The following is a 24,490-nucleotide window of genomic DNA, read 5'->3' as shown; positions in this document are numbered from 1 at the left end:
GCTGTCTTCAGACGACGATATTGACGAGCTTCGGCTCGCGAACGATCACCTTGCGGATCTCGGCACCGTCCAGGGATCGTTGCACGGCCTCGGAGGCCAACGCCAGCTGCTCGAGGTCGGCGGCAGAGATGTCCACCGGGACCTCGAGGCGGTCGCGGACCTTGCCCTTGACCTGGACGACGGCGGTGGCGGTGTCCTGCACCAGCAGCGCCTCGTCCACGGCGGGCCAGCCCGCACGCGCCACCGATGGTTCGTGGCCGAGTTTGGCCCACATGTCCTCGGCGGTGTACGGCGCGAACAGGCTCAGCAGGATGGCGACGGCCTCCACGGCCTCGCGGACGGCCGGGTCGCCGGCCCCCAGGCCGGGTGCTCCGGCCGTCCCGTCGATCGCCTTGCGGACGCCGTTGACGAGCTCCATGGTGCGGGCCACGACCACGTTGAACTTGTGGTCGTCCAGCAGCCGGGCCGCGTCTGCCACCGTGCGGTGGGTGAGTTGGCGCAGGGACCTCTCGCCGCCGTCGGGATCCGTGCCCGCAGCCGCACCGGAGGACTCCACGTCCTGGGCCAGTCGCCACGCGCGGGCCAGGAACTTGGCCGAGCCACCGGGTGAGACGTCCGCCCAGTCCACATCGTCCTCCGGCGGGGAGGCGAAGATCATGGTCAGGCGGACGGCATCCACGCCGAAGGTGTCCAGCTGCTCGCCCAGGTCCACGCCGTTGCCGAGGGACTTGGACATCGCCTTGCCGCCGTTGAGCACCTGGCCCTGGTTGAGCAGCGCCTTGAAGGGCTCAGTGAAGGAGATCAGGTCCATGTCATACAGCGCCTTGGTGAAGAAGCGCGAGTACAGCAGGTGGAGGATGGCGTGCTCCACGCCGCCCACGTACTGCTCGACGGGCAGCCACCGGTCCACGGCGGCACGGTCGAACACCTGGTCGTCGTCGTTGGGGGAGGCGAAGCGCATGTAGTACCAGGACGAGTCCACGAAGGTGTCCATGGTGTCGGTATCCCGCCGGGCGGCCCCGCCGCAGCGGGGGCAGGTGGTGTTGACCCAGGACTCGATGCCGGCCAGCGGAGACTTGCCCTTCGGGGCGAGTTGCTCGCCGGCGACGTCCTGCGGCAGCAGGATCGGCAGCTGGTCCTCGGGGACCGGCACCTCGCCACAGTGGGGGCAGTGCACGATCGGGATGGGCGCGCCCCAGAAGCGCTGGCGGGACAGCAGCCAGTCACGCAGCCGGTAGTTGACGGTGCCCCGGCCGGTGCCGCGCTCGTCCAGGATCTCGATCGCCCGCGAGATGGCCTCGGCCTTGGCCAGTCCGTCCAGCTCGCCGGAGTTGACCAGCGTGCCGTCCCCGGTGGTGGCCGTCCCGGTCACCGCCGGATCCTCCTCACCGGTGTCCAGGACGCGGCGGACGTCCAGGCCCATGGTGCGGGCGAAGTCGAGGTCACGCTGATCGTGCGCCGGGACGGCCATGATGGCGCCGGTGCCGTAGTCGGCCAGCACATAGTCCGAGGCCCACATCGGCAACCTCTCCCCGGTGAGCGGGTTGACGGCGTGACGGCCCAGGAAGACGCCGGTCTTGGAGCGGTCGGTGGCCTGGCGTTCGATCTCCGAGACGTTCTTGAGCTCCTCGCGGTACGTCTCGAGCGCCTCGCGGTGCTCGGCGTCCACGAGCTCCAGGGCCAGGTCCGCGTCCGCGGCGACCACCATGAAGGTGGCGCCGAACAGGGTGTCCGGACGGGTGGTGAAGACGGTGATGTCCCGGCCCGGCTGGCCGTCCTGCCCCGCGGTGGCGGCGGTGGGCTCCACCCGGAAGTCCACATGGGCCCCTTCGGAGCGGCCGATCCAGTTCCGCTGCATGGCGAGCACACGTTCGGGCCAGTGGCCCTCGAGCTGCCGCATGTCCTCCAGCAGACGGTCCGCGTACTCGGTGATACGGAAGTACCACTGGTTCAGGGATTTCTTCGTGACCGGGGTGCCGCAGCGTTCGCAGGCACCGTTGACGACCTGCTCGTTGGCCAGCACCGTCTGGTCCTTGGGGCACCAGTTGACCGGCGAGTCCTTGCGATAGGCCAGGCCCTTGGCGTGGAACTGTTGGAACAGCCACTGGGTCCACCGGTAGTACTCGGGGTCCGAGGTGTGCAGTTCGCGCGACCAGTCCGCCGAGATCCCATACCGCTGGAAGGAGGACTTCTGCGTGTCGATGTTCTTGTAGGTCCACTCCGCCGGGTGCGCGTTGCGCTTGATTGCGGCGTTCTCGGCCGGCAGCCCGAAGGAGTCCCAGCCGATGGGGTGCAGGACGTCATAGCCCTGCTGCATCCAGTACCGGGCCACCACGTCACCCATGGCGAACGCCTCGGCATGGCCCATGTGCAGGTCTCCCGAGGGGTACGGGAACATGTCCAGCACGTAGCGGCGCTCCCGGGAGTCGTCATCCAGCGGCGCGAAGGTGCGGTGCTGCTCCCAGTAACCGCCCCAGCGCTCCTCGAGCGCCGCGAACGAGTACTCCTCGGTCTCGTCCTGCTGGGGAGTACCTTGCGCTGGCTGGCTCACGGAAGTCCTGTCCTTAAGTGTGGTGGTCGGAGAACGACGCCGGCCCGGTCCCCCGGGCGGTCGACGCGCCCAGCCATCCTACTCCGGCGGGCCGTTCCCTTCTGAATCCGGGGCCGCTGCCTGACCGGCGTCGATCAGCCCTGGTCGGCCCATCCGAGGGACCGTTGGACGGCCTTGTCCCACTGGCCCAGGAGGCGATCCCGTTCCGCGGAGGACAGGGCCGGCTCCCACCGCCGGTCCTCCCGCCACAGCCCGGCCACCTCGTCGAGGTCCCGCCAGAGTCCGGAGGCCAGGCCGGCCGCATGCGCGGCCCCGACCGCGGTGGTCTCCACGAGTTCCGGACGCACCACGGGCAGGCCGAGGATATCCGCCTGGAACTGCATGAGGTGGTCATTGACGGTCATGCCGCCGTCCACCCGCAGCTCCTCGGGCCGGTGGCCGGCGTCCGCCACCACGGCCTCGAGGACGTCCCGGGACTGATAGGCGGTGGCCTCCAGGGCCGCCCGGGCCAAGTGCCCGGCCGTCGCGAATCCGGTGAGCCCGGCGATGAGCCCGCGGGCGTCCGGCCGCCAGTACGGCGCGTACAGCCCGGAGAAGGCCGGCACGAAGAACACCCCGCCGTTGTCCTTGACCGAGGCGACGAGGGTCTCCACCTCAGCCGAGCTCCGGATGATCCCGAGGTTGTCCCGCAGCCACTGGACCAGCGAGCCGGCGACCGCCACCGAGCCTTCCAAGGCGTAGTAGGCGGGCCCGTCCTCCAGCTGGTACGCGACCGTGGTGACGAGGCCGTGGTCCGAGATCTCCGGCGTCGTGCCGATGTTCTGGAGGAGGAAGCAGCCGGTGCCGTAGGTGTTCTTCACGTCTCCCCGGTTGAAGGCCGACTGGCCGAAGGTCGCGGCCTGCTGGTCGCCGAGGATGCCGCACACCGAGAGGCCGCTGAGGGGTTCGGCGCCGATGATGGTCCCGAACTCCCCCACGGAGGGGTGGATCCGCGGCAGCATGCCCGCCGCGAGCTCAGGATCGATCCCGAACAGTCCGGTGAGGTCGTCGTCCCAGTCCAGGGTCTCCAGATCCATCAGCAGGGTCCGTGAGGCGTTGGTGACGTCTGTGGCGTGGACGCCGCCGTCAGGACCGCCCGTGAGGTTCCACAGCAGCCAGCTGTCCATGGTGCCGGCCCGCAGGCGGCCACTCCGTGCCAGTTCCCCGGCCTCGGGCACGTTCTCCAGGATCCAGCTGATCTTGCCGGCCGAGAAGTAGGAGGCCAGGGGCAGCCCGGTCCGGGCGCGCACGGCGTCCTCGTGCCCGTCCGCCTTGAGCCGGTCCATGAGCGCGTCCGCCCGGGTGTCCTGCCAGACGAGCGCCCGGTGGACCGGACGCCCCGTGACCGCGTCCCACAGGACCGTCGTCTCGCGCTGGTTCGTGATCCCGACGGCGGCCACATCCGAGGTGCGCAGGCGGGCGCGGGTGAGGGCGAGGCCAGTGAGTTCGCGGGTGTTCTCCCAGATCTCGACCGGGTCGTGCTCCACCCATCCGGGGTGAGGAAAGTACTGGCGGTGTTCTCGCTGGGCGCTGGCCAGGACGGAGCCGTCCTCGGCCATGACCACCACCCTCGTCGAGGTGGTGCCCTGGTCGATGCTGATGACGGCACGGCGCGAGGCCATGGCCGTGGAGACGTCGCTGCTGGCTGGCTGCATGTCGGAAGCCTATCCACCCCCGCTCGTCCGATCCGGGCGCAACGGCGGAGCAGCGCAGAGGACACCGGCGAAAAGCTGGTTAACCTGAGGGGGTGAGCACTCCCCCACCGCCGGTCACCGCACGCCCCCTGCCCATCCGCCTCCGCGATCGCGTGGTGGTCCCACCGGCCCCCCGGGACACCTCGGTCATCACGGGGTTCTCCGCGCGGACCCCGGAACGGATCATGGTCGAGGTCATGGACCCGGTGTCCGGCCGGCCCACGCCATTGGCGGTGTGGCACTACGCGGTGGAGTCTCCGGCCGGCGACGCGCCCGGCGGGGACCGGACGCCGATCGTGACCCTCCACGGGTTCCGGGGGGACCACCACGGACTGGCCCTGCTGGCGGACTGCCTGCCCGACATGGAGATCTTCCTGCCCGAGCTGCCCGGCTTCGGCCATTCGCCGGCTTTCCCGGACGCCCCGCACACCGTCGCCCACTATGTGACGGTCCTCGGCAGCGCCGTGGAGGCACTCGAGCTGGTACCGAGAACCTCCGCCGGCCGGCGCGCGGCCTCCCCGCCCGCCGGCCTGCCCCGCCCGACGCTGCTAGGACACTCCTTCGGTTCCGTGATCGCCGCCCAGCTGGCGGCCGCCGACCCGGACCGCTGGGACGGCCTGGTGCTGCTCAACCCCATCTGTGAACCCGCCCTGACGGCGGACGACTCCACCTCCAAGGTCCTGATGTCCCGCATCGCGGAGGGCTACTACGAGGCCTCGGCGGCCCTGCCCGAACGGCTCGGGAGCGCCCTGCTGTCCTCGCCGCTCGTCGTCTGGATCACCGGGACCGTCATGGCCAAGACCACGGACCGCCACACCCTGGCCTACCTCCACGACCAGCACCAGAACTACTTCTCCGCCTATGACCACCGTCAGGTGCTCGTCGAGGCGTACCGGGCCTCCACCACGGGTTCGGTCCTGGACGTGGCCGAGCAGTTGCGGCTCCCGGTGCTGCTCGTGGCCGGCGCTGACGACGAACTGGGCTCCGTCCGCGGACAGAAGAAGCTCGCCCGCCGCATCGGCAGGGCCTCCCCCCGAGCCCAGCTGGAGATCCTCGACGGCGTGGGTCACCTCATCCACTACGAGCGCGCGCCTGAAGCGGCCGCGCTGATCTCGGCGTTCCGGGCGGAGCTCGGCCGGTCCGGCTGACTCCCGAACTGAGCAACAGGCGCCGGCATCAGTGGTGGCGTCGATTGTCGATAGCGGTGTCCGGTCGGCGTCGTCACGACCAGACCCTCCGTGGAGGCCTCATGGCACCAGTCAGGGTATTCCTTGGTGTAGTTGCAGCGCTCGCACAATCCCGACCCGTTCGCGAAACTCGTCGGGCCGCCGTCCCGGTACGGGACTGCGTGGTCGATGTGCTTCACCGCCGCATCACACCAGGGCGTCCGGCAGGTGTCCTCGCGCAGGAACACCATCCGGCGCAGCAACCCGGGAAACTCGCGCCTCCGTGAATCCATCGACACCAGTTGGTCCGTCTCCGGTGCGGTATACAACCGACGCAGGAACACCGGGGCCTTTGAACCCGTCAACCACGCCCGGGCCGTCCCGGCCGGCATCGGACCCTGACCGACCAACCAGGCCGGCGTCTGGGTGCCATCCATGACCACGCCGTTGCGATCGTGATGGTCGGCCCGGGTTGGGGTGTCGGCGTCGGTGTCCACCCCCGTGTGATCGTCCACGCCACCATGAGCCGCAGAAGGAGAGTCCGTCGAGTCCGCTGCGCTCCGGCCACCTGGCACGGAGCCGAACAGAGCCATGTCTGTCATGACCAGATGAACCTCGACCGGCACCGCGTCCGCCTCCGCCTGTCCCGTGACCCGTTCGACCAACAGGTCGGCCATCACCTGGTCCTGGGTGCGTTCGGCAGCCGCTCCGACCCCGACCGCGGTCGACGCCGCCTTCTTCAGTGCCGCCAGGCAGGCCACACCTTGGCGCATCGGCAGCAACGCGGTGAGATACGACATTCCTCCCGGGGCCGGTCGCACCGAGACCCGGCGCTCTCGCTCACACCGATCTGTCTGGGCCACTGCAGAGGCCGGGTCCAGATGCTGGGCCAGCCGCCGGGCCTCACCGCCGAGCTGCGTCACACCCAGACTCTCAAGACGTCCTGCCAGAGCCGCATCCACCTCCCGCCGGGCCTCGACGGGCAACCACGCGGTCTCCTTGCACACCACCGTGACCTTCCACTCCGAGATCCCACCCCGGGTCAGCGCAGCCATGGTGTGTGGCATCTCCTCCACCAGTGCCCGTGCCAGCCCCACATCCCTGGACCCGGACTGAGGCGATCCACTCCTGGCCAGGACGACTTCACTGGCCACGCCTCGTCCCCGCTCCCGGGCCGGCACGCCGGCCACTGCTTCCGCCTCACACCGCAACTGATGGAATCGGACTGTCTCCCGAGCCTGGGCCGCGGCACAGGCCGCCTTCAATTCCTCGAGCGCCCGCAAGCGATCCACTGCCTCAGCCTCGGCATCGGCCACCGGCATGCGGGCCAGGACATCCACCAGGGCGGAGCAACCCGCAGCGTCCACCGGCGCTGACCTCATCCAGGCGGTATCGGACGACCCGGGCACCCCGGACGACGCGGCCGTCCCTGCCATTGATTCGAACATGCGTACTACTCTAGAGAGATCCCCGGACGCACCAAGCCCTGCGCGCAGGACATGTGGACGAGAACCGTCCCATGGCATCCTGTGCAGGAGTCCGGGCTCGCACTTTCCTACGGCAGGTCGAAGGGATCGATCCGCAGTCGGACGGGTTCGGTCAGGCGCCGCGCGCTCGAGGCGGAGCGGGCTGCCCGGAGTGCCTCGACGACGCTCCGTGCCGCGCCGTAGGGGAAGAACAGCAGTGCCCGGTGACGCAGCGGTTCAGCATGGCCGGCGGGACCGGAGCCGCCGCCAGCACCGCCCCGTCCCTCACCGCCAGTCCAGTCCTCCACCGGCACCGGTCCGATCCACGGCAGGTCCTTGGAGGCACCCGGCAGTTCCACGAGGTCCATGAACGCCGTCACCGCGTTCGCCGGCCCCGAGACCTCGGCCATGCGGACGGCGGGCGGCAGGTGCAGCTCCCGACGCTCGGCTAGCTGGCGCGAGGCATACCCGGCGGGATCCATGCGGACGAGAGCCCCCACCATGTCCTCCTGGGAGGCCGTGACCACCACCACTCCCCCGTCCTGGCGTGACCGCACCAGGGCCGCCGCCGCGAACCAGCGGGACAGGACCTGTCCCGGGGTGCGCAGCCCCTCGCGCTGTAGCTGCGAGTCTCCGTCCAGCAGCAGTGCCGTGGCGTAGCCGCCCGGCACCACGGGCTCAGCGCCGATCGTGGCGACCACGAGGGCCGGAGTGTCGTCTACGGTGGCGAGGATGTGGTCCCCGGAGGAGGAGAGCACCGGGGTGTTCGGGAACGCGCGTCCGAGTTCCTCGGCGGTCCGGTCCACGCCGCGGGAACCGGCCCGCAGCCGCGAGGAGTCGCATTCCGGGCACTCGAAGTGCCGCTCGCGCCGTCCGCACCACCGGCAGGCGGCCTCGTTGCGGGCCGAGGCGGTGCGGTCCGGGAACCCCAGCGGGCCGGTGCAATGGCGGCAGCGGGCCGGGGTCCCGCAATCCCGGCAGATCAGGGCGGGGATGAAGCCGCTCCGGCCGACCTGAACCAGGACCGGCCCGGGTGCGCCGTGCTTGCCCTCCAGTCCCTCTCGCGCGGCCTTCCACGCCGCCTGTGGCAGCCGGGCGCGGGCCAACAGCGGATCACGTTCGGTCTCCCAGGAGTCCGCCGTGGACACCACGCGCGGGGTGACCGCGTGGATCGTCTCGCGGCCCACCCCCAGTTCCCCGAGCCACCCGGACTCCACCATCCGCTGCACCTCGGGGGTGCGCGAGGTCGAGGCCAGCAGGAGCCCGGCGCCGGCCCGCTCGGACCGCACCAGGGCGACGTCCCGCACATGCTGATACGGGGACCGCTGTTCGGCGTGCAGGGAGTCGTCGTCGTTCCATACCGCGACCAGGCCGGGGTGCTCCACGGGTGCCCAAATGGCTGAGCGGGTACCCACCGCGATCCGGCGCATGCCGCGCCGCAGCTGCAGGAACGCACGGTACCGGGGGGTGGGGCCGTCGTCGGCGGTCAGGCGGGCATAACCCTCCGGGCCCACCCGCCGGTCCAGGGCACGGCACAGCCGTTCGAGGTCGCGCTGATCGGGCACCACCACGACGGCGGCCCGGCCGGCCTCCGCGGTCCGGGCGGCGGCATCTGCCAGGAGGGAGGCGGTATCCCACGCGCCGTGGGCGCTCGGCACCGTGAGGGCTGCGCGGGGGCCGTCCCCGGCCCGGATCTGCTGGAAGAAGGCCTCGGCCCCCATCAGCGGGGACCAGTCGAAGCCCTCGGCCGCAGTTACACCGGAGAGCGCACCGATAGCCGGCCTCCCCTTCGTGTCCGGGTCCGGCGCATTGTCGGGCGCGCCGTCAGATGCACTGACCGAAGCGGGGGCGGGGGCCGGGGAACCCGTGGCCTCCGGCGCCTCCGCCTCGGCATTCAGGGCCTTCTCGACCTTCGCCACGCGCGGCGGCACGGCCACCCGCAGCACGTCGGCCACGTTCCCCGCGTAGCGCGCCGCCACGGCGCGGGCGAGGTCCAGGATCTCCGGGGTCAGCACCGGCTCCGGGGAGACCACCGAGCGCAACGGCAGCAGCTTCGCCCCGGTGGAGGGTTCGGAACCGCGGGCGGTCAGCCAGCCAAGGACGTCCTGATGGCCGAAGCGCACGCGGACGCGCACGCCCGGACGGGCCACGTCATCGAGGGAGCGGGGCACCAGGTAGTCGAATTCCCGGTCCAGGTGCGGCACACCCGAGTCCAGCAGCACGCGAGCCACGGGATCGTCGGGCCAGCCGCCGGCCACCTCCGGCAGTCCCGTGACCGGTGGGGGTACGGGCAGGTCGAAGAGGGGTTCGCCGGTCACCAACCGACGGCAGCGCGCACGGCGTCGACGCGGTCGAGCCGCTCCCACGTGAAGTCGGGATCCTCGCGGCCGAAGTGACCGTTGGCGGCCGTCTTGCGGTAGATCGGGCGGAGCAGGTTGAGGTCCCGGATGATGGCCAGCGGGCGCAGGTCGAACACCTCGTTGACGGCCTCGATGATCGTGGCCCGGTCCACCTTCTCGGTCCCGAACGTGTCCACGTACAGTCCGACCGGCCGGGCCTTGCCGATCGCGTAGGCGACCTGGAACTCAGCCCGGTCGGCGAGGCCGGCGGCGACCACGTTCTTGGCGACCCAGCGCATGGCGTAGGCAGCGGAGCGGTCCACCTTGGACGGATCCTTGCCGGAGAAGGCACCGCCGCCGTGGCGGGCCATGCCCCCATAGGTGTCGACGATGATCTTGCGCCCGGTGAGGCCGGCGTCGCCCACCGGCCCCCCGATGACGAACTTTCCGCCGGGGTTGACGATGAACGTCGCGCCGGAGGTCTCCAGCCCAGACTGGGCCAGCACGGGCCGGATGACGTGCTCCACCACGTCCTGGCGCAACTCGTCGAGGGTGACCTCGTCCAGGTGCTGGGTGGAGACCACCACGGTCTCCACGGTCTTCGGCAGACCGTCCTCCCCGTAGCCGACGGTGACCTGCGTCTTGCCGTCCGGCAGCAGGTACGGCATGGGCGTCTGCTCCAGGTGCCGCACGGCAGTGAGCCGCTCGGAGAGCCGGTGCGCCAGGTAGATCGGGGCCGGCATGTACACCGGGGTCTCGTTCGAGGCGTACCCGAACATGATGCCCTGGTCCCCGGCGCCCTGCAGGTCGACGCTGTCCACGGAGCCCTCCCGGTTCTCCAGCGACGTCAGCACGCCATCCGAGATGTCGGAGGACTGCTGGCCGATCGAGATGTTGACGCCGCAGTTGGCACCGTCGAAGCCGTTGGACGAGGAGTCGTAGCCGATCGCCAGGATCGTCTCCCGGACGATCCGCGGGATCTCCACGTAGGCAGAGGTGTTGACCTCGCCGGCGACCTGCACGAGGCCCGTGGTGGTCAGGGTCTCGACGGCCACCTTGGCGTTCGGGTCCTGGGCGAGGATCGCGTCCAGGATCGAGTCCGAGATCTGGTCACAGATCTTGTCCGGATGGCCGCTCGTCACCGACTCGGAGGTGAACAGCCGGAGCTCGCCTCCCCCGATGCCCTGGTAGGACTCGTAGCCGGTGGTACCGGAATCTTCTGCCTTCGCTGCGTCAGTCACTGATCCATCCTATCCAGCAGGCCCGCCAGCTCGGTCACAATCGCCACGCCCACTTCTGATTTGTCCCCCGCGGCAGCCACCGGCTCCCGCCCGTCGGCGAAGAGCATGGTGACCTCGGTGGTGTCCTGACCGAAGACCTTGTCCCGGCCGACCTGGTTCACCACGAGCATCTCACAACCCTTGCGGGTGAGCTTGGCGGCCCCGAACTCCAGCACGGAGGCGGTGGCGTCACCGGTCTCTGCACCGAATCCGATGATGGTGCCCGGCATCGGCTGCCCGGCGGCACGGGCCTGCACCGCCTCCGCGAGGATGTCCGGGGTGCGCTCGAGGCGGATGACCGGGTTGGAGCCGTCCTCGGATTTCTTGATCTTGGAGTCCATGTACTCCGCGGGGCGGAAATCGGCGACGGCGGCTGCCATCACCAGCGCATCGGCATCCGGTGCGTGGGCCATGACCGCATCGTGCAGCTCCTGGGTGGACTCCACCCGGACCACCTCCGCACCGGCGGGCGGCTCCACGCTCATGGCGCCGCCGATGAACGTGACGCGGGCACCGGCGGCCAGGGCGGCCTCGGCCACGGCCACGCCCTGCTTGCCGGAGGACCGATTGCCGAGATAGCGCACCGGATCCAGTGCCTCCCGGGTGCCCCCGGCGGTCACGACGACGGCGCGTCCGGACAGCGCCCCGTTCTGCTGGGCGGCGGGACGGCTGGTCCGCAGGCCGTCAACCATCAGGGCCTGCGCCTGGGCCCAGATGCGGTCCGGCTCCGGGAACCGCCCGGGGCCGGTGTCCTGGCCGGTGAGCCGCCCGGAATCGGGATCGAGCACGGTGATGCCGCGGGAGCGAAGCAGGTCGACATTGGCGACGGTGGCCGGGTGGGTCCACATCTCGGTGTGCATGGCCGGGACCATCAGCACCGGGCAGGTGGCGGTCAGCAGGACGTTGCCGAGCAGGTCCGGGGCCAGGCCGGCGGCGGCGCGGGCGAGGGAATCGGCGGTGGCGGGAGCCACCACCACGAGCTCGGCCTCACGGCCCAGCCTGACGTGGTTGACCGTCTCGACGGCCTCGAAGGTGTCCGTCCGCACGGGGCGTCCCGAGAGCGCCTCCCAGGTGGCCTGCCCCACGAAATTCAGGGCGGCAGGCGTGGGGACCACGTCCACCTGGTGACCGGCTTCGGTCATGAGCCGCAACAGCAGTGCGGACTTGTAGGCGGCGATGCCGCCGGGGACTCCGAGAACGATCCTCATGGGTCAAACCTAGTCGGCTCGTTCCCGGAGTCGAAAACGAGGTCAGGCCTGCTGTTCGTCCTCGTCGGTGGTCTCGGTGTCAGCGATCTCGGTGATCTCCACCGCAGCCTCTGCGCCCACGCCCTCTGCGGAGAACGCGTCGTCGGAGAAGGCGGCCTCGGCCGAGCTCTGCAACTCGAAGGTGCCGAAGTCGCCCTCGGCTTCGGCGGCGATCTGCTCCTCGGTCATCGGGGTGGCCTCCAGGAGGTCCTCCTCGATCTCCCGCATGGAGATGGACAGCGGCTTCTCGTTGAGCTTGGTGTCCACCAGCGGACCGACGTACTCGAACAGGCCCTCATGGAGCTGCGAGTAGTACGCGTTGATCTGGCGGGCACGCTTGGCGGCGAAAAGCACCAGGGCGTACTTCGAGTCAACCTTCTCCAGCAGGGTGTCGATGGGCGGGTTGACGATGCCTTCGTACTGTTCGGTCACTAGTTCTCCACGGTTGGTGATTCTGTTGCTGATGCGTTGTCTGCGCCGCTGCCGACGACCGCTCACGGTCCTCGCGCTGCGGTCCGGCCGAGCGGCCTAGAGGTGGTCGTCAGGGTCCAATCCCATGATGCGGACCAACTCCTGTGCGGCGCGTTCCACGGTGTCATTGACCACCACGGCATCGAACTCCGGCTCGGCAGCGAGTTCCATTCTAGCCGTTTCCAGCCGTCGGCGCTGTTCCTCCGGAGATTCCGTGCCGCGGCCGACCAGTCGATGCACCAATTCGTCCCAATTCGGTGGCGAGAGGAAGACGAACGTCGCCTCCGGCATCGCCTGCCTGACCTGCCGCGCCCCCTGCAGGTCGATCTCCAGCAGGACGTGCTGGCCGTCGTCGAGGGCCCGCTGGACCGTGTCCCGGCGCGTCCCATAGCGGTTCACGCCATGGACCACAGCCCACTCCAGCATCTGGTCCTGGTAGACCAGCTCATCGAAGTGCTCAGGCTCCACGAAGAAGTAGTGCTGCCCCTCCCGTTCAGTGGGCCGGGGCTTCCGCGTCGTGGCTGAGACGGAGAGCCACACCTGGGGATAGTGCTCCCGGATGAACTGGGAGACCGTGCCCTTGCCGACGGCGGTCGGTCCCGCAAGCACCGTGACGCGCGGGCGTTCTCCATCCGCAGCGGACAGGTGTTCGGGTCGGAGGCTGACCGGCCGGGCGGCGGGGACGTCGGGGGTGGTCAATGAACCTCCTGTGGGACTGGCGCGGCCCCGAAAAGGGCTACCGGCCAATATAGGCGATCAACGCCTCCCGTTGCCGGCGGCCGAGGCCGCGGAGGCGCCGATTGGGGGAAATCCCACACGACTCCATGATCTTCGCCGCCCGCACCTCACCCACTCCCTGCAGGGTCTGCAGCAGGTCCACCGTGCGCATCCGCCCGATGGCGGCGTCCTCGTCCGCCGCTGCGAAGACCGATTCGAGACTGGACTTGCCCGACCGGAAGGACTCCTTCAGGTCCGCACGCGCCGTGCGTGCCTGCAGGGCCTTGCTCCGCGCCGCTTCCCGTTCTGCGGCAGACAATTCCTTCAGGGCCATGACGTTCCACCTCGGGGACTAGGTTTCAACCGTCACGGCAATATCGCCGTGACTTGGACGTAAGGTACCCGATGTACCCCGGTCAGGTCTGCAGCCCAGCATCGAGGGGCTGAAGTTTATCGAACGGTGATGCAGGTCACTCTCAGGGGCGTCGGCACGCCTCAGTAGATCACGGTCAGGTCACGGCACTGCCGTCCAGACCGCGCACCGGAGGCGCACCGCTACCGGCCCAGATCCTCCAACGCCTCCCGGAGGCCCTCGCGCAGTCCGCCGACGGAGGGTCCCCGGCGCAGGATGGCGCGGCTGGAGGTGGCCAGCACGGAGGGCCAGGCCGAACCGAAGCCGGTACGCATCCCGGCCCCCGAGGCACCCTGGGCGCCGAATCCCGGAGCCAACAGCGCGCCGCGGACGCCGGCCAGGTCCAGACCCAGCCGCTCGGCCTCGCCGGCCACGGTGGCACCGACCACGAGACCGACCGGCCCCATGGCGGGGCGGGCCGCGGTGCCGCCCCCGGTCCCGGCCCTGGAGTCCTCGTTGGCGCCGGTCGTGCCGCTGGTGCCGGTGACGTGACTGGAGGCCAGCGCCCGCGCATTGTCCCGGGCTGCCGAGGCGGTGATGGACCGGGCCACGGATCCCTCCAGGCCGCCGGCGTGCTGGACCGAGGCGCCCTCGGGATTCGAGGTCAGGGCCAGGACGAACACGCCCCGCCCGGTGGCCTCGGCCAACTCGAGGGCCGGAGCCAACGAGTCATAGCCGAGATAGGGACTGAGGGTGACGGCGTCGGCGGCCAGCGGTGAATCGTCCGAGAGCCACGCCTCGGCGTAGCCGGTCATCGTGGACCCGATGTCCCCGCGCTTGGCGTCGGCGATGGTCAGCACCTCTTCGGCGCGGGCCTCCCGCAGCAGCCGCTCCAGGACGGCGAAGCCAGCCGAACCATGACGCTCATACAGTGCGATCTGCGGCTTGATGGCGGCGACGGCGGAGGACCCGCCCTCCCCCGCCGCGGCCTCCAGGGCCGTCATCGAGAATCGCTCCAGGCCCACGGGCGTGTCCGGAAGGTCCCAGTCGTGGAGCAGCTGCGGGTGCGGGTCGATGCCCAGGCACAGCGGACCTGCCGCGTCCATCGCGGCCGCCAGCCGGGTACCCCATGGTGCCCGGCCGACGTCGCCGGATCCGGCCGCCGGTGCCGTCATGCGCCGGAACCGGAGCGTGCCACGGCCGCGGCCAACCGCGCGTCGTGCTCCTGCAGGGAGGTGACGTCCCAGGTGTACTCGCGCAGGGCCTCCATGGCCTGGATGGCGGCGCCGAAGAGGGCGAGCGTGGTGATCGTGGGGATCCCCATCGAGGTCGCCGCCGCGCGGATCTCATAGCCGTCACCGCGGGCGTCACCACCGGAGGGCGTGTTGACCACCAGGGCGATCTCACCGGCCTCGATCTGCTCCAGGATGGTCCCGGCACCGGTGTTCGCCGGGTCCGTGCCGGCGCCGGCGTCGGCGATCTTGTCCACCACGTCCGCGTGGATGCCGTTGCGGCGCAGGACCTCCGCGGTGCCGCCGGTCGAAACGATGGTGAAGCCGAGGTCCACCAGCCGCTTGACGGGCATCACGAGTCCGCGCTTGTCCCGGTTCGCCACGGACACGAAGACCCGTCCGGACGTCGGCAGCGGGTTGTTCGCTGCCGCCTGGCTCTTGGCGAAGGCGGTGTCGAAGTACTTGTCGATCCCCATGACCTCGCCGGTGGAGCGCATCTCGGGCCCCAGCAGGGAATCGACGACGCGCCCCTCGCTGGTGCGGAAGCGAGCGAACGGCAGCACGGCCTCCTTGACGGCCACGGGGGCGTCGAGGGGCAGGGACGAGCCGTCATGACCGGAGGGTAGCCTGCCCTCGGCCTTGAGGTCCGCGATGGACCGGCCGGTGCCGATCAGCGCGGCGGCCTTGGCCAGCTGGACCCCGGTGGCCTTGGAGACGAACGGCACGGTCCGCGAGGCGCGCGGGTTGGCCTCGATGACATAGAGGATGTCCGAGGCCAGGGCGAACTGGATGTTGATCAGTCCGCGCACGCCCACGCCGGCCGCGATGCCGCGGGTGGCCTCGCGCACGCGGGCCAGGGTGTCCGGGCCGAGGTTGATCGGCGGGAGCACGCAGGCGGAGTCGCCGGAGTGGATGCCGGCCTCCTCGATGTGCTCCATGATGCCGCCGATGTACAGGTCGGTGCCGTCGAAGAGGGCGTCCACGTCGATCTCGATCGCGTCCTCGAGGAACCGGTCCACCAGCACGGGGTGGTCCGCGGTGATCTCCGTGGCGTTGGTGATGTACCGCAGCAGGGATGCCTCGTCATACACGATCTCCATGCCGCGGCCGCCGAGCACGTAGGACGGACGGACCAGGACGGGATAGCCGATCTCGTCGGCCACGCGTTTGGCATCGGCGAAGGAGACGGCGGTGCCGTTCTTCGGGGACACCAGCCCGGCCTCGTCGAGGACGCGGGCGAACTCGCCACGGTGCTCGGCGAGATCGATCGCTGCCGGCGAGGTGCCGAGGATCGGCACGCCGGCGTCCGCCAACTCCTGGGCCAGCTTCAGCGGGGTCTGGCCGCCGAGCTGGACGAACACGCCCAGGACGCCGCCGCTGCGTTCCTCGGCCGCGATGACCTCGAGCACGTCCTCCAGGGTGAGCGGCTCGAAGTACAGACGGTCGGAGATGTCATAGTCCGTGGAGACGGTCTCGGGGTTGCAGTTGACCATCACGGTCTCGTGACCGGCCTCGCGCAGGGCCATGGTGGCGTGCACGCAGGAGTAGTCGAACTCGATGCCCTGGCCGATCCGGTTCGGGCCGGAGCCGAGGATGATCACGGACGGCTTGGCATGGTCCGTGACCTCGTCCTCCAGGTCATAACTGGAGTACCGGTACGGGGTGTAGGCCTCGAACTCGGCGGCACAGGTGTCCACGGTCTTGTACACGGGGCGGATGCCCAAGGCGTGCCGGACGCCGCGCACCACGGCCGGGTCCAGGTGACGCAGCTGGCCGATCTGGGTGTCCGAGAAGCCGTGGCGCTTGGCGTGCTGCAGGACGGTGGCGTCCAGCTCAGGGGCTGCGGCCACGTCCGTGGCGACCTCGTTGATCAGCACCAGCTGGTCGAGGAACCAGGGGTCGATCTGGGTGGCCTCGAAGAGCTGTTCGAGGCTCGCGCCGCCCAGCAGGGCACGCTGGACCTGGGCGAGGCGGTCCGTCGTCGGGATTCTGGACTGCTCGATCAGGGTGGCGACCTCGTCCGCGTCCGGGATGTCGAAGGAGAGTTCGGCGCCCTTCTGCTCCAGGGACCGCAGGGCCTTCTGCAGGGCCTCGGAGAAGTTGCGGCCGATCGCCATGGCCTCGCCCACGGATTTCATAGTGGTGGTCAGGGTGGGGTCTGCCGCCGGGAACTTCTCGAAGGCGAAGCGCGGCACCTTGACGACCACGTAGTCCAGCACCGGCTCGAAGGAGGCCGGGGTCTTCCGCGTGATGTCGTTCGGGATCTCGTCCAGGGTGTAGCCGAGCGCGAGCTTGGTGGCGATCTTGGCGATGGCGAACCCGGTCGCCTTGGAGGCCAGGGCGGAGGACCGGGAGACGCGGGGGTTCATCTCGATCACGATGATGCGCCCGGTGGCCGGGTCCACGGCGAACTGGATGTTGCAGCCGCCGGTGTCCACACCGACCTCGCGGATCACGGCGATCGAGATGTCCCGCATCGCCTGGTACTCGCGGTCGGTCAGGGTCATGGCAGGCGCCACGGTGATGGAATCGCCGGTGTGGACGCCGACCGGGTCGAAGTTCTCGATGGAGCAGACCACCACGACGTTGTCGTTGCGGTCCCGCATCATCTCCAGCTCGTACTCCTTCCAGCCGAGGATGGACTCCTCGAGCAGGACCTCGGAGGTGGGGCTGTACTGGATGCCGGCGCCGGCGATCCGCCGCAGGTCCTCCTCGTTGTAGGCCAGGCCGGAGCCCAGGCCGCCCATCGTGAAGGAGGGGCGCACCACCATGGGGTAGCCCAGCTTCTCCGCGGCGGCGAAGGCCTCGTCCATGGAGTGGACGATCTCGGACTTCGCGGATTCGGCGCCGCAGCGCTCCACGACGCCCTTGAACAGCTCACGGTTCTCACCGAGCTCGATGGCCTCGATGTTGGCGCCGATCAACTCGACGCCGTACTTCTCGAGCACCCCGTTCTTGTCCAGGGCGATCGCGGTGTTCAGGGCGGTCTGGCCGCCGAGGGTCGGCAGGACGGCGTCCGGGCGTTCTACGGCGATGATCTTCTCGACGACCTCGGGGGTGATCGGCTCCACGTAGGTGGCATCGGCCAGCTCGGGGTCGGTCATGATGGTGGCCGGGTTCGAGTTGACCAGCACCACGCGCAGGCCCTCGTTCTTGAGGACCCGGATCGCCTGGGTGCCGGAGTAGTCGAACTCGGCGGCCTGGCCGATGACGATCGGGCCGGAGCCGATGACCAGGACGGACTTCAGATCGGTGCGCTTGGGCATCGGGGCTCAGGCTCCTTCGGAGGTAGAGGACTGCTCGGTCATCATCGCGATGAACCGGTCGAACAAGGGAGCCGAATCGTGCGGGCCGGCGGCCGATTCGGGGTGGAACTGGACGGAGAAGGCGGGGCGGTCCAGCAGGCGCAGGCCCTCGACCACCTGGTCGTTCAGGGACCAGTGCGAGACCTCGACGCGGCCGTAGGCGGCCTCGGGTGCCATGACGGGCTCGCCCAGCGGGGCGTCCACGGCGAAGCCGTGGTTCTGGGAGGTGATCTCCACGCGCCCGGTGGTCTTGTCCATGACGGGCTGGTTCGGGCCGCGGTGGCCGAAGGGCAGCTTGTAGGTGCCGAAGCCCAGGGCCCGGCCGAAGACCTGGTTGCCGAAGCAGATGCCGAAGAACGGCAGCCCGGCGTCGAGGACCTGCCGGAGCAGGGCCACCTGGTCGTCGGCGGTGGCGGGGTCGCCGGGGCCGTTGGAGAGGAACACGCCGTCCGGGTCCAGGGCGGTGATGTCCTCGAAGGAGGAGGTGGCGGGCAGGACGTGGAGCCGGATCCCGCGGGCGGCCAGGTGCCGTGGCGTGGCGGCCTTCAGGCCGAGGTCGAGGGCCACCACGGTGTGCAGCGGCTCGCCCTCCCAGCCGTGCTCGGCGGGCTCGACGACGTAGGCGGACTCCGTGCTCACCTCATCCGCCAGGCGGGCACCGGCCATGGACGGCTGGGCCTGGACCTCTGCGACGAGGTCGGCGAGCGGACGCCGGGCGGCCCCGCCGGAGAAGATCCCGGCCTTCATGGAACCGGCGGAGCGCAGGTGCCGGGTCACCGCACGGGTGTCCACGCCCTGGATCCCGACGACGCCCTGGGCGTCCAGCTCGTCGTCCAGGCTCCGCTGGGAGCGCCAGTTCGACGGGACGCGGGCGGCCTCGCGGACCACGTAGCCGGCGGCGAAAATGGCCCGGGACTCGGCGTCCTCGGTGTTGACGCCGGTGTTGCCGATGTGCGGGAACGTCTGCACGATGATCTGGCGGGCGTAGGACGGATCGGTCAGCGTCTCCTGGTAGCCGGTCATGCCGGTGGTGAAGACGGCCTCGCCCAGGGTGGTGCCGGTCTGGCCGTAGGCCTGGCCGTGATGGACGGTTCCATCGGCCAGGACCAGTACGGCCGGCTCGCGGTTCAAGAGGCTCACGAGTTGTTCTCCATCTGCGGGTGTGTCTGCGGGTGTGTGGGGTAGTCGTTCGGTCTGGTGTGCGGCGTCTGCTGCATCGGTCGTCTAGGCATCCGGCGCGGCCACTGCGCTGGTCGTCGGGGTGGCCGGGGGCTCTCCCTCGATCAGGGCCTGGATGGCGGTCAGCAGCGGATCACGGTCGTCGGCGGCGCGGGTCCGGAACCCGGTGGAGACCTCGCGATCGCCCAGTGTCCATGAGATCACCAGCAGGCCGCCCTTCTCCACGAACTTGCCACTCATGCCGGAGTCGAGGCGGACCTCGCGGAGGTCGGACTGCGGGATGAACAGGTTGGACCCGCCCTCCCGCAGCAGTGCCACGCCGGCGCGGTGCACCTCCAGGCGGGCGTTGGTACGAAGGCCCAGGTCATGGACGGCGATCCGGTCCAGGTAGTCCCGGCCGCGCACCGTGGTGACGTACATGCCTTCGGCTCCGGCGAGGGGCTCGGACTCCAGGACCTTGGCCGGCACGGGCGCCGGGGCCGCGATGTCCTGCTGGCGTCGCTTGCGGTTGCGCCATCCCCACCACATGAGCAGAAGAACCACGGCCAGTCCGATGACGGTGAGGATTCCGATAAGGGTGTACTCGGCGCTGAAATCATCGTTCACTGCTGGGTGCTTCCTGTCTGCTGCTGGTGCTGGTTCTGCTGGTGCTGCGTCCGGGGCGTGGCCGGGGCGCGGTCCCGGACGACCGGGTGACCGTGATTGAAGACGTCGGTGACCTGGCCGGGCAGCTCCATCCCCCGGAAGGGGCTGTTGCGGGACTTGGTGGCGTGTGACTCCGGGTCCACGGTCCGGGTGACCGTGGGGTCGTAGACGGTGAGGTTGGCGGGGGCACCGATCTCGAAGACACCCTCCGGGGAGATCCGGCCCTGGTCCGCCAGGCGGGCGATGCGGGCCGGCGTCGAGCTGAGGATCCGGGAGATGCCCGCCCAGTCCATCAGCCCGGTGTCCACGAGTGCCTGCTGGAGCACCGGCAGCGCGGTCTCCAGGCCGGTCATGCCCATGGCCGCGACCGTCCACTCGCATTCCTTGGTCTCCGCGGTGTGCGGTGCGTGGTCGGTGCCGATCGTGTCGATCGTGCCGTCCGCCAGTCCCTCGCGCAACGCCATGACATCCTGCTCGCGGCGCAGCGGCGGGTTGACCTTGTAGACCGGGTTGTAGCTGCGGACGAGCTCCTCGGTCAGCAGCAGGTGGTGCGGGGTCGCCTCGGCGGTGACCTCGACCCCGCGCTCCTTGGCCCAGCGGATGATCTCCACGGAACCGGCGGTGGAGACGTGACAGACGTGCAGCCGGGAGCCCACGTGCTGGGCCAGCAGCACGTCCCGGGCGATGATGGCCTCCTCCGCCACGGCGGGCCAGCCGGCCAGGCCCAGGACCGAGGACAGGGCGCCCTCGTTCATCTGAGCGCCGTCGGTGAGCTTCGGCTCCTGGGCGTGCTGGGCGATCACGCCATCGAAGGCCTTGACGTACTCCAGCGCCCGGCGCATCAGCACCGGGTCCCAGACGCACATGCCGTCATCGGAGAACACCCGGACCTCCGCCCGTGACTGCGCCATGGCACCGAGCTCCGCAAGGCGTTCGCCGCCCAGGCCCACGGTGACGGCGCCGACGGGGTGGACGTCGCACCAGCCGGCCTCACGGCCCAGCTGCCAGACCTGCTCGACGACGCCCGCCGAGTCTGCGACCGGTGTGGAGTTCGCCATGGCATGCACCGAGGTGAAGCCGCCGAGGGCCGCGGCACGGGTGCCCGTCTCCACGGTCTCCGAGTCCTCACGGCCGGGCTGGCGCAGATGGGTGTGCAGGTCCACGAGCCCCGGGAGGACGATGCGGCCGGTGGCGTCGATCACCTCGGCCGCCTGAGCCGAGGGCGTCGCGCCGCCGCGCGTCCGGGCGTCCTTCCCGACGGCGGCCAGCAGGCCGTCCTCGATGAGGACATCCGCGGTGGTGCCGTCCGGCAGGGTGCCGCCGGAGATGAGGTACCGGTTGCGGTGGTCATACGTGGCGCTCATGCGGTGGCCTTCCGGTCGGACGGTGCGGACGGTGCGGTCCGGGTGGACGTTTCAGGGCTGTCAGAAGCCGACAGGAGCAGGTACAGCACCGCCATCCGGACCGAGACGCCGTTGGCGACCTGTTCCAGGGCCGTGTTCCGCGCCGAGTCCGCGGCGGCCGCGGAGATCTCCAGGCCACGGTTCATGGGGCCGGGGTGCATGATGACCGCGTCCTCCACGCCGTTGGCCTCCAGCATCCCGAGCCGCTCATCCGTCAGTCCCCAGGACCGGGTGTACTCGGCGGCGGAGGGGAAGAACGCGTCATGCATGCGCTCGGACTGGACGCGCAGCATCATCACGGCATCCGGCGCGCCTGCCAGTGCCTCGTCGAGCGAATACGTCACGGTGCAGGGCCAAGCCCCCACGCCCACCGGGACCAGGGTCGGCGGCGCGGCCAGGGTGACCTCCGCCCCGAGGGTGGTCAGCAGCCACAGGTTGGAGCGGGCCACCCGGGAGTGCAGGATGTCCCCGACGATGACGACCTTCATCCCGGCCAGGTCCGTGCCGTGCGGCGCGGTGCCGTGGCGCAGCGCCAGATGGCGGCGCAGGGTGAAGGCGTCCAGCAACGCCTGCGTGGGGTGCTCGTGCGTGCCGTCCCCGGCGTTGACCACGGAGGACCGGATCCAACCGGAGTCGGCGAGCTGGGCTGCCGCTCCGGAGGCCCAGTGGCGCATCACGATCGCGTCGGCACCGATCGCTTCGAGGGTCTGGACGGTGTCCTTCAGGGACTCGCCCTTGGAGACGGAGGTGCCCTTGCCGGAGAAGTTGATGACGTCCGCGCTCAGGCGCTTGGCCGCGGCCTCGAAGGAGATCCGGGTCCGGGTGGAGTCCTCGAGGAAGAGGTTGACGACGGTGCGGCCGCGCAGGGCGGGAAGCTTCTTGACCTCGCGGCCGGAGACCGTGGCCATCTCCTCGGCGGTGTCGAGGATGCGCAGCGCGTCGGTGTGGGAGAGGTCCTGGGTGGACAGCAGGTGCTTCAACGGGCCTCACCCCGGGCGCTGGCCTCCGCGTGGTCGGTGATCGAGACGGCGTCCTCGGCGACCTCGGCGGTGCCATCCGGCCCGTCGATCTCCACGAGGCGGACCTGGACGCGCTCGGCGGTGGAGGTGGGCAGGTTCTTGCCCACGAAGTCGGCCCGGATCGGCAGCTCACGGTGGCCACGGTCCACGAGCACGGCGAGGCGGACGGCGGCCGGGCGGCCGAAGTCGTTGAGGGCGTCCAGGGCGGCACGGATGGTCCGCCCGGAATAGAGCACATCGTCCACGAGCACCACGGTGGCTCCGTCGATTCCGGCGTCCGGCAGGCGGGTCGGCGCGGGGGTGCGGGAGGTGGAGCGCCGCAGGTCGTCCCGGTAGAGGGTGACGTCCAGTTCACCGGTCGAGGTGGCGGCGTCGAAGCCCGGTTCGATCCGGGCGAGCTTGCGGGCCAGACGCTCCGCCAGGGGGACACCGCGGCGGGGGATGCCCAGGATGACCAGGCCGTCCGGGCCACGGTTCGATTCGAGGATCTCGTGGGCGATCCGGGTCAGCGCCCGGTCGATATCCGCCGCGGAAAGGACATTCCGGACGGTGCGCACAGCGCGGCTCTCAGCCTGCACACATGCCTCCTTCCCCGCCTCACAGGACGGAACTTAAAGGAAACGCAACCCTGGGTGGGGTGTGTTTGGTCCGGCGTCAACACTATCACCGCGGCGGGGTGACCTAGTGTCAGGATGGTTCCATGACGCAGCCGGTGAACCTTCCCGCACCACACCCACCGTCCGGGTCGCACGGGCACGGACCGGTGCCCCCTGCGGGCGACCCTGGGGACCATCCTGGGACCACCGGGCAGTCTCCGGCGGCCTATCCCCCGGCGCACCAGATCGCGCGGCGCAACCGCCGCTCCAACGCCTGGGGCATCGCCCTGCTCGTGACAGCCGCGGCCGTCGGCGCCCTGGTGGTCCTGTTCCTGGTCGGCGTCCTGGGCACCGAGACGCTCTTCGTGGTCGGGCTGCTGGCGCTGGTCCCCCTCGGTATCGTGGTGGCCGCCCTCCTGTGGGTCGACCGGTGGGATCCCGAGCCCCGCGGCTGGCTGGTCTTCGCCTTCCTGTGGGGCGCGGGGGTCTCCGTGTTCGGCACCCTCTCGTTGGGCGAGGTGTTCATGGAGACCTTCAGCGGGCTGTCCTCGCTGGACTCAGCCACCTTCGGGGCGGTGGTGCAGGCCCCGGTGATCGAGGAGACCATGAAGGGCGCCGGCCTCGTGGTGATCTTCCTGGCGGCCCGCCGGCACTTCGACGGTCCCGTGGACGGGGTGGTCTACGCCGGCATGGTGGCGGCCGGTTTCGCGTTCACGGAGAACATCCTGTATTTCGGCACGGCCTACACCGAGGCCGGATGGGGCACCGAGCTGGCGTTCACCTTCGTGCTGCGGGGACTGTTCTCGCCCTTCGCCCACGTGCTGTTCACCGTGTGGATCGGGTTCTTCCTGGGGGTGGCCGCGCATCGGCGGTTCACCAGCGGCCGGCTCGGCCGGGTCGGCTGGATCGGTTGGTTCCTGCTGGGGCTGGTCCCGGCCATGGTCGGGCACTTCCTGTGGAACGGCGGACTCGCCTTGATCTTCGACGACTTCTTCACGTTCTACCTGCTGCTGCAGGTCCCGCTGTTCATCGCGGCGGTCGCCGCCGTCGTGCTGTTGTTGCGGGCCGAGCGACGGCTGACCCAGCGCATGCTGGGTCGGTACGGAGCGGCGGGGTGGCTGTGGCCGGATGAGATCGCCCTCTTCGGCACAGCCCCGGGACGGCGGCAGGGCCGCCGGTGGGCCGCCGGACTCGGGGTCCGGAGCCAGCACCGTGCCTTCGAGCGGACCGCCTTGCGCCTGGCCGCCCTGCGGCACCGGATCGAACGGGGCCACGATGTGCAGGCCAACAGCGCCGAAGAGCTCCGGCTGCTACAGGACACGGTCCGGCAGCGGCAGGAGCTCTTCGGCGCGATCAGGCCCAGCGGCCCGGTCAGTCCAGCAGCGTCGGCTTGAGTTGCTGGATCCGGCCGAGCAGGCCGTTGACGTAGTCCGGGGAATCGTCCGTGGACAGTTCCTTGGCCATCGTGACCGCCTCGGCCACCGCCACACGGTCCGGCACGTCGTCGTTGAACAGCAGTTCCCATGCACCGATCCGCAGGATGGCGCGGTCCACTGCCGGCATGCGGTCCAGGGTCCAGCCCTGGGCGTAGGAGGACAGGATCTCGTCGATCCGCTCCTGTTCGGCCACCACGCCCTGGACGATCTCCACGGTGTACGGGTTGATCACCTGTGCCGTGGACGCCCTGCGGGAGGTGATGCCCTCATCCGGAGTGGTCCCGCGCTGTTCGGCCTCGAAGAGGACCTCCAGCGCGCGCCTCCGGGCTTTGCCTCGTGCGCTCACAGTTCGT

19 protein-coding genes are annotated in these 24,490 nt (G+C 70.2%); 2 read left to right on the top strand and 17 right to left on the bottom strand.

Annotated elements, in window-relative coordinates:
* Positions 1 to 7: 7 nt before the first annotated feature.
* Entirely contained in the window at positions 8 to 2,551 is a 2,544-nt protein-coding gene (gene leuS / locus ACFFIO_RS15235; protein WP_378043122.1) for a leucine--tRNA ligase, read from the bottom strand.
* A 134-nt stretch (positions 2,552 to 2,685) separates the two neighbouring features.
* On the bottom strand, positions 2,686 to 4,245 hold the full coding sequence (gene glpK / locus ACFFIO_RS15230; RefSeq protein WP_378043121.1) for a glycerol kinase GlpK: 1,560 nt from the start codon (positions 4,243 to 4,245) through the stop codon (positions 2,686 to 2,688).
* 92 nt (positions 4,246 to 4,337) lie between these two features.
* Between glpK and ACFFIO_RS15225 the strand changes: the two genes are divergently transcribed.
* Positions 4,338 to 5,432, top strand: coding sequence for an alpha/beta fold hydrolase (locus tag ACFFIO_RS15225; RefSeq protein WP_378043119.1), 1,095 nt, complete (start codon positions 4,338 to 4,340; stop codon positions 5,430 to 5,432).
* Here the strand turns inward: ACFFIO_RS15225 and ACFFIO_RS15220 are convergent.
* The 14 genes from ACFFIO_RS15220 to pyrR form a co-directional block, all read right to left on the bottom strand.
* Positions 5,363 to 6,898, bottom strand: a complete 1,536-nt coding sequence (locus ACFFIO_RS15220; protein WP_378043117.1) for an HNH endonuclease — start codon at positions 6,896 to 6,898, stop codon at positions 5,363 to 5,365. The two genes, ACFFIO_RS15225 and ACFFIO_RS15220, sit on opposite strands and share 70 nt — an antisense overlap.
* Before the next feature lie 107 nt (positions 6,899 to 7,005).
* On the bottom strand, positions 7,006 to 9,234 hold the full coding sequence (locus ACFFIO_RS15215) for a primosomal protein N' family DNA-binding protein (RefSeq protein ID WP_378043115.1): 2,229 nt from the start codon (positions 9,232 to 9,234) through the stop codon (positions 7,006 to 7,008).
* Entirely contained in the window at positions 9,231 to 10,436 is a 1,206-nt protein-coding gene (gene metK / locus ACFFIO_RS15210; RefSeq protein ID WP_378043189.1) for a methionine adenosyltransferase, read from the bottom strand. The genes ACFFIO_RS15215 and metK overlap by 4 nt, the downstream gene beginning before the upstream one ends.
* A 56-nt stretch (positions 10,437 to 10,492) precedes the next feature.
* A complete protein-coding gene (gene coaBC / locus ACFFIO_RS15205; protein WP_378043113.1) occupies positions 10,493 to 11,743 on the bottom strand; it encodes a bifunctional phosphopantothenoylcysteine decarboxylase/phosphopantothenate--cysteine ligase CoaBC in 1,251 nt (416 codons plus the stop codon).
* A gap of 42 nt (positions 11,744 to 11,785) precedes the next feature.
* Complete coding sequence (gene rpoZ / locus ACFFIO_RS15200) at positions 11,786 to 12,214, bottom strand: DNA-directed RNA polymerase subunit omega (RefSeq protein WP_378043111.1); 429 nt, start codon at positions 12,212 to 12,214, stop codon at positions 11,786 to 11,788.
* A gap of 96 nt (positions 12,215 to 12,310) precedes the next feature.
* A complete protein-coding gene (gmk, locus tag ACFFIO_RS15195; RefSeq protein ID WP_378043187.1) occupies positions 12,311 to 12,898 on the bottom strand; it encodes a guanylate kinase in 588 nt (195 codons plus the stop codon).
* A 91-nt stretch (positions 12,899 to 12,989) separates the two neighbouring features.
* Positions 12,990 to 13,304: an integration host factor, actinobacterial type gene (gene mihF / locus ACFFIO_RS15190; protein ID WP_115931342.1), complete on the bottom strand. Its 315-nt coding sequence runs from the start codon at positions 13,302 to 13,304 to the stop codon at positions 12,990 to 12,992.
* 221 nt (positions 13,305 to 13,525) lie between these two features.
* Positions 13,526 to 14,497 (bottom strand): orotidine-5'-phosphate decarboxylase, encoded by a 972-nt coding sequence (gene pyrF / locus ACFFIO_RS15185; RefSeq protein WP_378043109.1) that lies wholly within the window; start codon positions 14,495 to 14,497, stop codon positions 13,526 to 13,528.
* On the bottom strand, positions 14,494 to 17,820 hold the full coding sequence (carB, locus tag ACFFIO_RS15180) for a carbamoyl-phosphate synthase large subunit (protein ID WP_378043108.1): 3,327 nt from the start codon (positions 17,818 to 17,820) through the stop codon (positions 14,494 to 14,496). Before carB ends, pyrF begins: the two co-directional genes overlap by 4 nt.
* A gap of 6 nt (positions 17,821 to 17,826) precedes the next feature.
* A complete protein-coding gene (gene carA, locus ACFFIO_RS15175) occupies positions 17,827 to 18,999 on the bottom strand; it encodes a glutamine-hydrolyzing carbamoyl-phosphate synthase small subunit (RefSeq protein WP_378043106.1) in 1,173 nt (390 codons plus the stop codon).
* 84 nt (positions 19,000 to 19,083) lie between these two features.
* Complete coding sequence (locus ACFFIO_RS15170; RefSeq protein WP_378043104.1) at positions 19,084 to 19,644, bottom strand: PH-like domain-containing protein; 561 nt, start codon at positions 19,642 to 19,644, stop codon at positions 19,084 to 19,086.
* Positions 19,641 to 21,047 (bottom strand): dihydroorotase, encoded by a 1,407-nt coding sequence (locus tag ACFFIO_RS15165; protein WP_378043103.1) that lies wholly within the window; start codon positions 21,045 to 21,047, stop codon positions 19,641 to 19,643. Before ACFFIO_RS15165 ends, ACFFIO_RS15170 begins: the two co-directional genes overlap by 4 nt.
* Positions 21,044 to 22,066, bottom strand: a complete 1,023-nt coding sequence (locus ACFFIO_RS15160) for an aspartate carbamoyltransferase catalytic subunit (RefSeq protein WP_378043101.1) — start codon at positions 22,064 to 22,066, stop codon at positions 21,044 to 21,046. The genes ACFFIO_RS15165 and ACFFIO_RS15160 overlap by 4 nt, the downstream gene beginning before the upstream one ends.
* Positions 22,063 to 22,683, bottom strand: a complete 621-nt coding sequence (pyrR, locus tag ACFFIO_RS15155; protein WP_378043100.1) for a bifunctional pyr operon transcriptional regulator/uracil phosphoribosyltransferase PyrR — start codon at positions 22,681 to 22,683, stop codon at positions 22,063 to 22,065. The genes ACFFIO_RS15160 and pyrR overlap by 4 nt, the downstream gene beginning before the upstream one ends.
* Before the next feature lie 122 nt (positions 22,684 to 22,805).
* Between pyrR and ACFFIO_RS15150 the strand changes: the two genes are divergently transcribed.
* Positions 22,806 to 24,095 carry a PrsW family intramembrane metalloprotease gene (locus tag ACFFIO_RS15150; protein WP_378043098.1) on the top strand — a complete coding sequence of 430 codons (1,290 nt, stop codon included), beginning with the start codon at positions 22,806 to 22,808 and terminating at the stop codon, positions 24,093 to 24,095.
* Here the strand turns inward: ACFFIO_RS15150 and nusB are convergent.
* Positions 24,073 to 24,483 carry a transcription antitermination factor NusB gene (gene nusB / locus ACFFIO_RS15145; RefSeq protein ID WP_378043096.1) on the bottom strand — a complete coding sequence of 137 codons (411 nt, stop codon included), beginning with the start codon at positions 24,481 to 24,483 and terminating at the stop codon, positions 24,073 to 24,075. The two genes, ACFFIO_RS15150 and nusB, sit on opposite strands and share 23 nt — an antisense overlap.
* Positions 24,484 to 24,490: the final 7 nt, after the last annotated feature.

Source organism: Citricoccus parietis (assembly GCF_042433045.1).
Lineage (GTDB): Bacteria > Actinomycetota > Actinomycetes > Actinomycetales > Micrococcaceae > Citricoccus > Citricoccus parietis.
The sequence above is the reverse complement of the archived record's forward strand: the minus strand, read 5'-3'. Positions and strand labels throughout refer to the sequence as shown.

What these genes read in the sequence shown, in the direction of transcription:
- carB (WP_378043108.1), bottom strand. Translation starts at nt 17,820, where the DNA reads ATGCCCAAGCGCACCGATCTGAAGTCCGTCCTGGTCATCGGCTCCGGC.
- glpK (WP_378043121.1), bottom strand. Translation starts at nt 4,245, where the DNA reads ATGCAGCCAGCCAGCAGCGACGTCTCCACGGCCATGGCCTCGCGCCGT.
- pyrF (WP_378043109.1), bottom strand. Translation starts at nt 14,497, where the DNA reads ATGACGGCACCGGCGGCCGGATCCGGCGACGTCGGCCGGGCACCATGG.
- mihF (WP_115931342.1), bottom strand. Translation starts at nt 13,304, where the DNA reads ATGGCCCTGAAGGAATTGTCTGCCGCAGAACGGGAAGCGGCGCGGAGC.
- ACFFIO_RS15150 (WP_378043098.1), top strand. Translation starts at nt 22,806, where the DNA reads ATGACGCAGCCGGTGAACCTTCCCGCACCACACCCACCGTCCGGGTCG.
- ACFFIO_RS15220 (WP_378043117.1), bottom strand. Translation starts at nt 6,898, where the DNA reads ATGTTCGAATCAATGGCAGGGACGGCCGCGTCGTCCGGGGTGCCCGGG.
- ACFFIO_RS15165 (WP_378043103.1), bottom strand. Translation starts at nt 21,047, where the DNA reads ATGAGCGCCACGTATGACCACCGCAACCGGTACCTCATCTCCGGCGGC.
- coaBC (WP_378043113.1), bottom strand. Translation starts at nt 11,743, where the DNA reads ATGAGGATCGTTCTCGGAGTCCCCGGCGGCATCGCCGCCTACAAGTCC.